General features: G+C 36.9%; 11 protein-coding genes. 5 read left to right on the top strand and 6 right to left on the bottom strand.

Annotation, left to right across the window (positions count from 1 at the left end; all coding sequences use genetic code 11):
- Nucleotides 1-138 precede the first annotated feature (138 nt).
- A complete protein-coding gene (locus tag LC418_RS18170) occupies nt 139-777 on the bottom strand; it encodes an MBL fold metallo-hydrolase (protein ID WP_111960503.1) in 639 nt (212 codons plus the stop codon).
- 71 nt (nt 778-848) lie between these two features.
- Between LC418_RS18170 and LC418_RS18165 the strand changes: the two genes are divergently transcribed.
- Together LC418_RS18165 and LC418_RS18160 are read left to right on the top strand one after the other, a co-directional pair.
- On the top strand, nt 849-2,063 hold the full coding sequence (locus LC418_RS18165; protein WP_111960505.1) for a type IX secretion system plug protein: 1,215 nt from the start codon (nt 849-851) through the stop codon (nt 2,061-2,063).
- Between the two features lie 402 nt (nt 2,064-2,465).
- On the top strand, nt 2,466-4,418 hold the full coding sequence (locus tag LC418_RS18160) for a M4 family metallopeptidase (RefSeq protein ID WP_223560170.1): 1,953 nt from the start codon (nt 2,466-2,468) through the stop codon (nt 4,416-4,418).
- Between the two features lie 72 nt (nt 4,419-4,490).
- Here the strand turns inward: LC418_RS18160 and hemH are convergent, their stop codons facing one another.
- The 3 genes from hemH to LC418_RS18145 are packed head-to-tail and all read right to left on the bottom strand — an operon-like array spanning nt 4,491 to nt 6,950.
- Nucleotides 4,491-5,519: a ferrochelatase gene (gene hemH / locus LC418_RS18155; RefSeq protein WP_223560169.1), complete on the bottom strand. Its 1,029-nt coding sequence runs from the start codon at nt 5,517-5,519 to the stop codon at nt 4,491-4,493.
- Nucleotides 5,520-5,533: 14 nt separating this feature from the next.
- On the bottom strand, nt 5,534-6,061 hold the full coding sequence (locus tag LC418_RS18150) for an NADPH-dependent FMN reductase (protein WP_223560168.1): 528 nt from the start codon (nt 6,059-6,061) through the stop codon (nt 5,534-5,536).
- Between the two features lie 10 nt (nt 6,062-6,071).
- Nucleotides 6,072-6,950, bottom strand: coding sequence for a NifU family protein (locus tag LC418_RS18145; protein ID WP_223560167.1), 879 nt, complete (start codon nt 6,948-6,950; stop codon nt 6,072-6,074).
- A gap of 173 nt (nt 6,951-7,123) precedes the next feature.
- Between LC418_RS18145 and LC418_RS18140 the strand changes: the two genes are divergently transcribed.
- Nucleotides 7,124-7,657 carry a gamma carbonic anhydrase family protein gene (locus LC418_RS18140; RefSeq protein ID WP_111960515.1) on the top strand — a complete coding sequence of 178 codons (534 nt, stop codon included), beginning with the start codon at nt 7,124-7,126 and terminating at the stop codon, nt 7,655-7,657.
- A gap of 327 nt (nt 7,658-7,984) precedes the next feature.
- Here the strand turns inward: LC418_RS18140 and LC418_RS18135 are convergent, their stop codons facing one another.
- Nucleotides 7,985-8,434: a hypothetical protein gene (locus LC418_RS18135; protein WP_223560166.1), complete on the bottom strand. Its 450-nt coding sequence runs from the start codon at nt 8,432-8,434 to the stop codon at nt 7,985-7,987.
- 83 nt (nt 8,435-8,517) lie between these two features.
- Between LC418_RS18135 and LC418_RS18130 the strand changes: the two genes are divergently transcribed.
- The gene (locus LC418_RS18130) at nt 8,518-10,650 is read left to right on the top strand and encodes a helix-turn-helix domain-containing protein (protein ID WP_223560165.1); all 2,133 of its coding nucleotides are present in this window, start codon (nt 8,518-8,520) and stop codon (nt 10,648-10,650) included.
- 210 nt (nt 10,651-10,860) lie between these two features.
- Here LC418_RS18130 and LC418_RS18125 read toward each other — a convergent pair whose 3' ends face one another.
- Nucleotides 10,861-11,307, bottom strand: coding sequence for a hypothetical protein (locus LC418_RS18125; RefSeq protein WP_223560164.1), 447 nt, complete (start codon nt 11,305-11,307; stop codon nt 10,861-10,863).
- Between the two features lie 186 nt (nt 11,308-11,493).
- On the opposite strand from LC418_RS18125, the gene LC418_RS18120 reads away from it, so the two are divergent.
- A complete protein-coding gene (locus LC418_RS18120) occupies nt 11,494-12,498 on the top strand; it encodes an LLM class flavin-dependent oxidoreductase (RefSeq protein WP_223560163.1) in 1,005 nt (334 codons plus the stop codon).
- Nucleotides 12,499-12,505 lie beyond the last annotated feature (7 nt).

Here is a 12,505-nt window from a genome sequence, read left to right as displayed (position 1 = left end):
TTAGCAACTCATAAAGTTTCGGGATGTGGGATACGGGATGCGGGTTTCGCGGTTCGAACTAGCAACTGTTAACCAGCAACCAAACTCCCCACCCATATACTCTAAAACCCTTCAACTCGAAAAACCCGTATCTCGAAACTATTTAAAAAACGGATTATACTGCTTCTCAAACCCTATTGTTGTAGGATTGCCGTGTCCTGAGAAAACCTTTGTTTCATCATCCAGAATAAATAGTTTATGAGTGATGCCGTCGATAAGTTGGTCATAGTTTCCTTTGTAAAGGTCGGTCCTTCCGATACTGCCTTCAAAAAGAACATCACCAGAGATCATGAATTTTTGGTCTTCATTATGATAAACTACGCTTCCCGGAGAATGTCCCGGAACATGATAAATTTTGAATTTTTCTCCGTCCAGGTCAAGAATTTCGCCTTCATTAATATATTTGATATCTGCTTTTACGGGTTCAACAGAGAATCCGAACCTCATGCCACTGGCCTGAAGCATGTCCAGTACTTCCTGATCTTCTTTATGCATATGAACAGGAACTTTGAAAGTATCAAAAGCCCACTGCAGGCCCAGAACATGGTCAATATGAGCATGGGTCAGAAGGATTTTTTCGATCCTAAGACTGTTTTCAGAAATAAAGCCTTCTATAGCTTTAGTTTCCTGCTCATTCATGTTTCCCGGGTCAATCAGCCAGGCATTTTTATTTTCATTGTAAAGGATATAAGTATTTTCGCTGGCAAAATTGAAAACGAAGCCTTGAATCTGAAGCATAACTGATATTTTTTTATTTCAAAAATACGATATTATTAAGAAAATCCCGATTTTTCGTTATCTTCGTCATAATGAAAACTTTGCGAATACTTTTACTTTCTTTAGGTGGACTGGTTTTTGGACAAAATATCCAAAGTATACAATTATTCAATCCTCAGACGAATGATGAGACACCTGTCATAAGATTTGGCGAACAGCTTGTTTTAAGCTTTGACGATCTTACTAATTCCAGCGAAATCTATAGGTATACGATCAAACATTATGACCGGAACTGGAATGATGACAATTTATTTTTTACAGAGATTGCCAATGGAAGTTTAAATGGACTCTTAGATAAGTTTGAGTATTCTTTTAATACCATACAGGCTTATACCCATTACAAGCTTACCTTCCCGAATGATAAGATGCAGCCGAAGATTTCTGGAAATTTTGAGCTGATTGTTTATAAAGATTCAGCTGACAGACCTCTTTTCAAAAAACGTTTTTATCTGGTGGAAGATGCTGCAACGGTTGCTTTGAATGTCTCAAGAATTGCAGATGCCAAAAAACCGAACATCAACCAAAGGATAGAGGTAAAAGCTACTTCAAAAGCGGGAGACCTTTCTTCTAATGTCAATTCCATGACTTTGAACGTGATGCAGAACAACAACCCTAATGAAGTGGTTAATAATTTGAAGCCAAGCGCAACATTAGGAAACCAGCTGCTTTTTCAGCAGATGAGTTTAACATTTCCCGGCAATAACGAATTCTATTATTTTGATAACAAGAATATGAATATGGCTGCCGATATGGTGAGTACTACGGAATTGAAGGACGGTGTAAATCACACCTATTTGCATCCGGTATGGGCCTTTCCCCTGAACTATCAGTACCAGCCTGACGTGAACGGAGCATGGTTCTATAGGAGGAATGATCTGGGGCTGGAAAGAAATGCTGAAAGAGAGGCAGACTATTCATGGGTGTATTTTTCTCTGGATTCTGATCCTGTGGATAAAGAGATTTATGTACTGGGAGGTTTTAATAATTTTAAGCCAAGCAAAGAAAATCAGATGCAGTATGATGCTGCCAATAAAAAATATGTTGCTAAAATATTCCTGAAGCAAGGATTTTACAACTATATTCTTGCCACGAAAGAAAGTGACGGATCTCTGAACTTTGGAGAAATTAACGGTAATTTCTGGCAAACCGAAAACCTCTATCAGGCATTTCTATATTATGCACCTTTCGGGCGTAATTATGACGGACTGATGGGATATGGAGAATTCAGAACACCTATCGGGAAATAATTTCGGGGTAAACTGTCCCCTTTTTATCAAATATTCTATACAATAGCAATTTACTTAAAGTAAAAACACCATTTAGGGAACTGTCTCATAAGAGATGGTTTTTTTTTTGAACCTATGATGAATAAATAATTTGAAGAGGGAATTAAGAGTTTTAAATGTAATTATTTATTATGCATAGCATATTGAAAAAAATATTTCATAAAATGTTGAATTGTGTAAAAAATATTAGTCTATAATTTTTGTAGGAATAAAATTGTTTTTAATTAATTATAATGTTTTTAAAAATATTTTAAATTTAAAACAATTGTTCTATTTATTTATTGTGTTTTATTTATTGGTATCATTGTTTCTTTGCGAAAAATATATAAATTCGTTCTCACGTTCAAACAAAATAATATTTTTATGAAAACAAAATTTATCTTTGCATTTAGTATTGCAGCCTCTGCCTTTGTTTTTGGGCAGGAAAATCCATCAAAATTAATCTCTGGTAAAAACGGACTTCATGCAGAACTTATCAGGTTCGACAAAAACGGACCAGATTTTAAGGGACAGCCTGTTTTATTTGATGAAACAACTAAAAGAGTTTCACAGGGACAAGGTTTAAGACTAGGTTCAGAAAAAGATGCACTTGGTTTTGAAACCCACAGATTCCAGCAGACCATTAATGATATTCCTGTAGAATACGGAATGATGGCAGTGCAAACAAAAGGGGGCAAAGTAGTAGGGGAAACCGGAAAATGGATCCTTAAAGCACCTGCATCTGCAGAAAAAAAACCGGCTATTTCTGAAAGTATTGCATTACAGAGTGCTTTATCTTTTGTAGGGGCCGATTCTTATAAATGGCAGAACAAGGAAGAAGAGGAATTCCTTAAAAACGAATCTAAAAATCCTAATGCAACTTTTGCTCCAAAAGGAGAATTGGTGTACTATTCAGATCCTTCTGATGAAAAGCTGACTGATCTGAAGCTTGCTTACAAATTTGATATCTATGCAGAAAAACCATTAAGCAGACAATACGTTTTCGTAGATGCTAAAAATGGCGCAGTTTTAGGAACTGATGCGTTGATTCACGAAACCAATGCTCCAGGAACCGCTACAACTGTTTACAGCGGAAGCAGATCTATCGTGGCAGATTCATATAATGGAAGCTACAGATTAAGAGAAACAGGAAGAAATACCGGCACAGCCGTAGAAACTTACAACCTGAGAAAAGGTACCAATTATTCGAGTGCAGTAGACTTTACAGATACCGATAACAACTGGAACAACGTAAACACCAATAAAGATCAATATGCTACTGATGCTCACTGGGGAGCTGAAATGACTTTAGATTATCTTTATACGAAATTTGGCAGAAAGAGTATAGACAATAATAATTTTGCCATAAAATCTTACGTACATTACTCAACCAACTATTTTAATGCTTTTTGGGATGGTTCCAGAATGACTTATGGAGACGGAAGCTCAACAAACGGAAATAAACCGTTAACGGCATTAGATGTTTGTGGCCATGAAATTACCCATGGTATGACCTCAAAAACAGCCAATCTGGCTTATCAAAGAGAATCAGGAGCATTGAATGAAGGTTTTTCTGATATTTTCGGAAACAGCATAGAACGTTGGGCAAGACCTACTCAGGCAAGCTGGAAGCTGGGTGAAGACTTTAGTTATGTGATCAGAGATATGGCTAATCCTAATGCTTACAGCCAGCCCGATACTTATAAAGGAACATACTGGAAAGATGCAACTACCACAGGCTGTGCAGTACCGGGACAAACTACCAATGATTATTGTGGAGTCCATACTAACTCGGGAGTACTTAATTTCTGGTATTATCTATTAGTAACCGGAGGTTCTGGTACAAATGATAATGGTTTTGCTTATAATGTTACAGGAATCGGCTTAGATAAGGCAGCAGCGATTGCTTATAGAACACTAACGACTTATCTTACGTCTTCTTCTACTTATGCCAATGCAAGAACTTCTTCTCTTCAGGCAGCGGCAGATCTATACGGAGCTGGTGGAGTTGAAGTTACTCAGGTAACCAATGCATGGAATGCAGTAGGCGTTGGCGGAGGAACTTCTGTAGCTGGAAAAGTGGCAGCAACGGAAGCCTTGCTTTACACTATCAGCCCGAATCCGGCTACCGACAAATTTACTGTTGAATTTGAAGGAAAAGAAGGAAACGGAATTGTTGAATTAGTAAGTCTTACAGGAAAAAGAGAACTTTCTGAAAAGATCAAAATTACTAAAGGTAACAATAAAGTAGATGTTCGGTTACCTTCTGATATACTTTCAGGAGTATATGTAGTAACGGTTAACGGACAGAAAGCAGGAAACCTGATCAAAAAATAAATTTTAATATATTTCTAAGAAAGGCCGCAAAATTTATTTTGTGGCCTTTTATTATTTTATATACCGATATTTTTATACCAGATAAAAATCATTCAGTTTTTCCTCACAGAGTATCTTTACTACATTGATCCAGCGGTCTTCATCATTCAGACACGGAATGTAGTGAAAGTTTTCCCCGCCTCCATGCTGGAACTGTTCCTTTCCTTCCACTGAAATTTCTTCTAGGGTTTCCAGACAGTCGGAAACAAAAGCCGGACAGACAATAGCCAGGTTTTTTACTCCTTTTTTAGGAATCGTCTCTAAAGTTTCATCCGTATAAGGCTCTATCCACTTGTCTTTTCCTAATCTAGACTGGAAAGAAACAATTGTTTTTTCTTTTGGGAGCCCTATCTTGGCAATAACAGCTTCCGTCGTTTTATAGCACTGATGGCGGTAGCAGAACTGGTGGCTTGGGTTATTATCTCTTGAGCAGCAGTCATTAAGATTGCATGTCTTTGTAGGATCTGTTTTATAAATATGTCTTTCCGGCACACCATGATAAGAGAACTGCAAAACATCAAAGTTTTCAGGAAGCTTTTCCTTTATGCTTTCCGCAAGACAGTTGATATAGATTTCCCGGTTATAAAAAGGCTGTATATAATTAATTTTTACCTTCGGAAACTTCTTTTTCCGTACCTCCTCTGCTTTTTCAATTACCGTTTCCGTTGTACTCATTGCATATTGCGGGTACAATGGGAATAGGACGATCTCAGAAACCCCCTGATCAACTAGCTTTTGAATACCTGTTTCAATACTTGGTTCAGCATATCTCATTCCGATTTCTACCGGCACATCAACTACTTTCTGCAGTTTCTTTTGGATTTTTTCAGTAATGACAATTAAAGGAGAACCCTCATCTGTCCATACTGTTTTATAGGCTTCTGCAGATTTTGCAGGTCTTGTTTTAAGAATAATCCCCTGAACTAAAAGAGCGCGGAATATCCAGCGGTAATCGATGACCCTTTCATCCATCAAAAATTCATCAAGATATTCCTTTACATCATTTACAGCTGTAGATTTTGGAGAACCAAGATTTACCAGTAAAATTCCTTTTTTATCCAATATTTTAATTTTTATTAAGAAACAGTGTTTTCGAAATCTGTTATCAATGTTGACACTTGGGCAAAGGTATTATTTTCAACCAAGCCTTTATCGTTAAATTTTCCTTTTATACCTCTTATTAAAAGCTGATGCTGATCTTCTGCTTGGGCTCCGAGTGTTTTCAGAATCATTACCAATTCTTCATGCCCTTTTTCTCCATTAGCAGATGCCGTAATGACAGCAACCGGTTTTTCAGAAAAAACAGTCGTGGAGACACACCATTCCAATAAGTTTTTCAACCTGCCGGGAATGCTGAAAATATATTCCGGAGTAGAAAACAAGACACCTGCCGAATTTTCAATTTCTTCCCTGATCTTTAGTACTTCGTCTGGTGTATCATTATCCGTTAATGAAGTGTCAAAATGCGGAAGAGCAGAAAGATCATCATAGATGTGGAAATTGGCTGCCGGATGTTTTTCCAGAACCTGTTCTATTAATTTTAGGTTGCTGGAATTTTTTGTGGCACTTCCAATAATGACCAAGATTTTCTTTCCGGGTACCATTTAAGAGCAGTTATCCGTTTACAGCTTCTACTTTTTCCACTAAATCCGGAACGAATTGTTTTAAAATATTTTCAATTCCGTTTTTCAAAGTAGCAGTTGAGCTTGGGCATCCCGAGCAGGCTCCCTGTAACAGCATTTTGGCTGTTTTACTTTCCTGATCGTATTCCATCAGGGAAATTTTTCCGCCGTCATTTTCCACTGCAGGAGCTACATATTCATTTAAAATATCTGAAATTTTCTGCTCGTCATCGGTATAATCTCTGTTGATGATTTTTTCAACGGGATTTTCATGCTTCTGAGGTTCAAGATTTGAAATTTCGCCTCCACTCTGAAGATATTCAGCAATAAAACCACGTACAGCCATCATTACCTGATGCCATTCCACGGAATCATCTCTTGTTACAGCCACAAAATTGTCAGAAATAAAAATTTCTTTTGCAAAATCAAATTCATTAAAGATAGCCTGGGCCAAAGGAACACCCTCAGATTTTTCTCTCGATTTTACTTCCACAAAACCCTCCATAAGCAGTTTATTGGAAACAAACTTCATCGCATTAGGGTTAGGAGTCATTTCAGCATAGATCTGATACATTTCCTTTCTTTTCTGAAGATAAATTCTTGGATTGGCCAGTAATTCATCCTCAATGACATTTTTCAGGCTGTCTGCTACATGTTTCCATTCAACAGTATCCTGTTTTGCCACAGCCACAAAATTAGCTGTAATAAAAACTCTTTCCACAAAAGGATAGTTGAAAAGTTCCTGAGCTAAAGGAATTTCTGTAATATCTGAACTTCTGTCCAACTCTAATGAGCCCGGGATCAGGTTATAATCCGCGACAAATTTCATCACTTTCGGGTTTTCAGTTGGTTCTATAAGTATCGTACGCATTTTTTCGTTAAATTTGAGATACAAAAATACGCAATTAGAAATTAGAAGTTAGAGATTAGAAATTAGATTTTTGCTATCACGGTTATTTAAAATTAGAAGACAGAGAATAGAAGCAGCCGTTTTAGAATTATTATTTTCGAATTGACTCATTTTCAAATTATCAAATTAAAACTATGGCAATTGTAAAAGAACTTTTAGGGAAAACACCTCAGATAGGAGAGGGTACATTTTTGGCAGAAACGGCAACCATTATCGGTGATGTTACCATGGGAAAAGACTGCAGTATCTGGTATAATGCAGTGATCAGGGGAGATGTACATTACATCAGGATGGGCGATAAAGTAAATGTTCAGGACAATGCTATGTTGCACTGTACGTATCAGAAACACCCTTTAAATATTGGAAACAACGTTTCCATCGGACATAATGCGATTGTTCATGGCTGTACCATCAAAGATAACGTACTAATCGGTATGGGAGCTATTGTTATGGATGACTGCCTGGTAGAAGAAAACTCCATTGTAGGAGCTGGTTCTGTAGTGATACAGGGAACTCATATTAAATCAGGAGAAGTCTGGGGCGGAGTTCCTGCAAAGAAAATTAAAGATATTTCGGCTCAGTTATTAGAAGGAGAAGTCAATAGAATTGCAGATAATTACGTAAAATATTCTTCGTGGTATAAAGAAAACCTGAAAGTGGGGAGTTAGTTTAGAGTTTTCGAGTTGGAGAGTTTTCGGGTTTGAGAGTTTATTTAGTTGATTTTCTGGTTGATAGTTGCTGGTTCGAACCGCGAATCCGTCATGCCGAAACTTTTTTACTTGCTAAACTTCACTGGGAAAAAGTCTCATGCCTGTAATCTAAAATCTTGATTTTTGGCTCTTGCATCTTGGTTCTCAAATCTTGAAGCAAACACAAATAAACAAAAGCTCCATCATACTGATAGAGCTTTTTTCAATCCTTAGTATAAACTCCTGAATGAGTTTTTATGTTGATTTTTCAACAGGATATATAACCTTTGCTTTGATTTTTTCTTCTTATTGTTCTGCCGTTATAAGCTGTGCTTTTCCATTGATACATTTCACAGATGTTGGTGGCATCACCATCATACAGTCAGAAGTGATATTATATTTTTCATTGAAAGCTTTTACTTTCTGTGTATATTCCTCAATTCTTGGCAGGATGATGGTCTCTATTTTTTTAGGATAAGCAATGTATTGCTGAGGTCCACCACAGGCTTTGGCTCCCATTGGAGCAAACGTCCATTCCGAAGCGGCCGTACATTTTTCTTTGGATACTTCAGATTGAATGGATGCTTTCAACTTATCCAGCTGGGCCTGCTCATATTTTTGACTGTCCTCATCAGCAGGTCTTTCAGAAATATCTTTTGGAAGATTGGTATTCGCGTTCTTGGATGTATTGCATGAAACCAAGTTAAACATAGTGCATAATGCTAATAGTGGAGTATATATGAAATTTTTTTTCATTATAATTTCTTTTCTGTTAAAGAATTTTCAAAAGTTATGCCAAGGTAAGAAAATCAAATTCATTTCCGTAATTTTGAAGCACAATGAACAATCATTTTTTTGACTTAATAGAGCACACGAACAGAAGCGTTTTTCTTACAGGAAAGGCAGGAACAGGTAAAACGACTTTCCTTAATGATTTTGTAAAGAAAACAAGGAAGAAGTATATTGTGGTTGCCCCTACCGGAATTGCTGCGATTAATGCAGGAGGAGTGACCATCCATTCTATGTTTGGATTGCCTTTAAGGACTTTTTTACCGACCACGGACCGTATCGACGGGAGTCTGGCAAATAATATTGCCGACCTGATGCCTCATTTCAAATACAGAAAAGATAAGCTTAAACTTTTAAGAGAAGTGGAGGTTCTTATCATTGATGAGGTTTCCATGTTGAGAGCTGATGTTCTCGATATGATGGATTTCTCGCTGAGATTTATCAGAAGAAATAATCAGCGGTTCGGTGGGGTGCAGATGCTGTTCATTGGAGATCTTTACCAGCTTCCGCCGGTGGTAAGAGATGAACATATTTTAAAGATGTGCTACCAGTCACCATTCTTTTTCGACAGTCTTGCCATTAAAGATATTCCGCTTCTGACCATTGAATTAACTAAAGTTTACAGGCAATCGGATGAAAAGTTCCTGGATATTCTGAATGCAATCCGTGACGGCGATGTTGCCAATATCAATTTTGAAGAGCTTAATAAAAGATATGATCCTGATTTTAAGGCAGGAACTGAATCATACGTTTATCTGTGTTCACACAATAAGATGGCGGATGAGATCAACCAGGAAAAATTGGAAGAAATTGATCTGACCGTTAAAACCTATGAAGCCAAACTCTTTGGCGATTTCAAAGAAAACCAGTTTCCGAACGAGCAGTTTTTAGAATTGAAAGTCGGGGCACAGGTCATGTTCATCAGGAATGATATTACCGGTGAGAAAAAATATTTCAACGGAAAGCTGGGTGAAATTTCTGCTTTAGATGATAATGAGATCAAAGTTGTTCTTAATGGCAGTGAAAGAGAAATTACGGTGAAAAGAGAAGTCTGGGAACAGAAAAAATATTTTCTGGATACCGAAAAAAATATCAAAGAAGAAGTTTTAGGGAGCTTTGAGCAGTTTCCTATAAAGCTTGCCTGGGCAGTTACCATTCACAAAAGCCAGGGTTTGACCTTCGATAATGTAATCATTGATGCAGGTAAAAGTTTTACGGCCGGACAGGTTTATGTAGCGTTGTCAAGATGCCGTACGCTGGAAGGCATTGTTTTGAAATCTAAAATTACTCCTGAAGTTATTTTTAAAGACAACAGAATTCTGCAGTTTCAGGGAAGCACCCTTGCCAATGATAATGTAGAAGCCATTCTGAACCGCGAAAAATATGACTACAGCATCAAAAAAGTACTCCGGACCGTCAACTGTTTGTGGTTCCTGAATGAAGTAGAGGAGTGGAACAAACTGTCCATTACTACAAAAAGTATTGATCATGTAAAAACAAACCAGCTGTATCTTCAGCTGAAACACGAAATTGTCAATCTTGGAAAGATCTTTGAAAAACTGGAGAGGGTAATTTCCCAGAAGGTTAATAATTTTATTGAAAACAAAGAAGAATGGTCTGAGATTGAAAGCAAAACCAAAGGAGCAGTTAATTTCTTTTTCACAGAAATCAGAGACAAAGTATTTAATCCGCTGAAGGAGTTCTATGCCGAAATTAAAGGGGCAAAAGGACTGAAACAGTATAATGAGGAATTCAGAAACTGGCTGGAAGATACTGAAGAATACCTGAACAGCCTGAAAGAAATTCATCTGTTGGAAACGAAGCTTTTAGATGAAAAAAATGACAAAGAAATCAATTTAAAGATTGCAAAAGTTCCTTCCCAGGTTCTGACCTTCCAATTATTTGAACAAGGAAAAACCATTGGTGAAATTGCTATGGAAAGAGGCCTGGTAAAAGAAACCGTGATCGGCCATTTAGCAAAATTTGCAGAACAGGGCTTACTGGATATTTCAAGAGTGATCACTTCGGATAAAATCAAAGCTTTTGAAAAAGAATTCTATGGAAATCCTCATGAAACCTTAACGGAATGGAAGAATGCTTTGCCTAATGATTTTGAATTTAATGAAATCAGGATTCTGATTAATCATTATAATTTTAAGAAAGAGAAGAATGATTCAATATAACAGGAAAGACTGTCTCAAAACTGAGACAGTCTTTTTTTATTTATTCAGGAGATCCTGATTCACTCTATAACCGACGATTTTGATATCTCCGTTTATCTTTCTCCATAGAAAAAAGTTTCTTCTGTTTTGGACGCACCTCTTTTAATATTGAATTATAAATACTCACCTTGGGGATTAGACCCTAATCATGAAAATCAAGCTGATTATAACTTAATCTAAGATTAATTTTCGTTTGTTATTGTCCCAGTAACTGGCGCTTCGGCTTTCATTTTTATATTCTACTTCAATATTTTCAATTTCATTGAATCTATTTTTATCAGTTTTTGAAAATTCAATTTTTGTGAAATTTTTCTCATCTATGATATTAAAATCAACAAGCTTTAAATAGTCTTCAATAGAATCTATATCAATCATAATTTTTCCACCTCCAAATTGATGTCTGTCCTGCCCGTTTTTCTTAACCCCTGAAACCCAATATTCTTTACCTGTTTCTATGTCAAAATGATTTCCACTAATTCCAGGATTTTTAAGTTTTTTCAAAGCCTTACCATTAAAATAAACAGTTTGTCCTGACTTTGAAAACTCTACAAAGCCGATCCATGCTGGTCCATGATGACCGTAGGATTTGTTTTCGATATACATTATTTTTGATTTCATGGTTTTGGATTAATCCTGTTATTTAAATCAAATATACAATTTCTTATAAGTAAAAAGATTGTTATTGAAATTCAAATTCCAATAGTTTTTTCCTGAACTAGCTAATCCATCCTATCAATTACAAAAAGTAACTAATGCAATTTATTAGGTTTAAATTTGTCTGGTTTTAAACCTAAAATTTAAAATATGAAAAATTTTGAAATATCGGTACTTGATCTTGCTCCCGTAAAGCAGGGAAAAAGTATTCACGATACCTTTCAGGACAGTTTGTCTTTAGCAAACCATACTGAAAATTTAAATTATAAAAGATTCTGGCTGGCTGAGCATCACAATATGGAAAGTATTGCCAGCTCTGCCACTACAGTGCTGATTGGCTTTATAGCCAACGGGACAAAAACAATTAGAGTAGGATCCGGCGGAATCATGCTCCCGAACCACAGTTCGTTGATCATTGCAGAACAGTTTGGCACCCTGGAATCTCTTTTTCCGGGAAGGATAGATCTTGGTTTGGGAAGAGCTCCCGGTACCGATGGTCTTACTGCCCAGGCTTTAGGAAGAAACCCAGCGGTCATCAATCAGCAGTTTCCGAGACAGATCTTAGAACTACAGACGTATTTCTCGAAAGAAAATTCTGATGCTCTAGTTCGTGCCATTCCCGGTGAAGGTCTGGATATTCCGCTTTACATCTTGGGATCCAGTACAGACAGTGCGTGGCTGGCTGCGGAACTTGGGCTTCCGTATGCTTTTGCGGGACATTTTGCTCCTGAGCAGATGGAAATGGCTTTTAAAATTTACAGAGAACATTTTCAGCCTTCAGAACAATTAGATAAACCCTACGTGATGGCGTGTGTTAATGGAGTGGCAGCAGAAACTTCCGAGGAAGCGCATAAAATTTCCACTACTTTATTCCAGGCATTCATCAATATCATAAGAAATGACAGGAAACCTTTTGCTCCTCCCGTGGAGGATATGGATGACATCTGGTCGCCCATGGAGAAATCGATGGTGCTTCAGAAGTTAAAATATACATTGATAGGAGATCAGGCAGAAATTGAAGAAAAACTGAAAAATTTTCAGGAAAAATTCAATGTAGATGAATTAATTATCAACTCACATATCTACGATCACCAGAAGAGACTGAGATCTTATGAGATTTTCAGAGAGGCAGTAAACTCTTTATCCAAAGCCTAACAAACCA

Source organism: Chryseobacterium lathyri, from assembly GCF_019970085.1.
Lineage (GTDB): Bacteria > Bacteroidota > Bacteroidia > Flavobacteriales > Weeksellaceae > Chryseobacterium > Chryseobacterium lathyri.
Note: the sequence above shows the minus strand (reverse complement) of the source record. Positions and strands in the feature narration are given on the sequence as shown.

Bases quoted from the DNA above. Each gene is read 5' to 3' on its own strand.
- LC418_RS18135 (WP_223560166.1), bottom strand. From the start codon at position 8,434: ATGAAAAAAAATTTCATATATACTCCACTATTAGCATTATGCACTATG.
- LC418_RS18160 (WP_223560170.1), top strand. From the start codon at position 2,466: ATGAAAACAAAATTTATCTTTGCATTTAGTATTGCAGCCTCTGCCTTT.
- LC418_RS18165 (WP_111960505.1), top strand. From the start codon at position 849: ATGAAAACTTTGCGAATACTTTTACTTTCTTTAGGTGGACTGGTTTTT.
- LC418_RS18170 (WP_111960503.1), bottom strand. From the start codon at position 777: ATGCTTCAGATTCAAGGCTTCGTTTTCAATTTTGCCAGCGAAAATACT.
- LC418_RS18130 (WP_223560165.1), top strand. From the start codon at position 8,518: ATGAACAATCATTTTTTTGACTTAATAGAGCACACGAACAGAAGCGTT.
- LC418_RS18150 (WP_223560168.1), bottom strand. From the start codon at position 6,061: ATGGTACCCGGAAAGAAAATCTTGGTCATTATTGGAAGTGCCACAAAA.
- LC418_RS18125 (WP_223560164.1), bottom strand. From the start codon at position 11,307: ATGAAATCAAAAATAATGTATATCGAAAACAAATCCTACGGTCATCAT.
- LC418_RS18120 (WP_223560163.1), top strand. From the start codon at position 11,494: ATGAAAAATTTTGAAATATCGGTACTTGATCTTGCTCCCGTAAAGCAG.
- LC418_RS18145 (WP_223560167.1), bottom strand. From the start codon at position 6,950: ATGCGTACGATACTTATAGAACCAACTGAAAACCCGAAAGTGATGAAA.
- LC418_RS18140 (WP_111960515.1), top strand. From the start codon at position 7,124: ATGGCAATTGTAAAAGAACTTTTAGGGAAAACACCTCAGATAGGAGAG.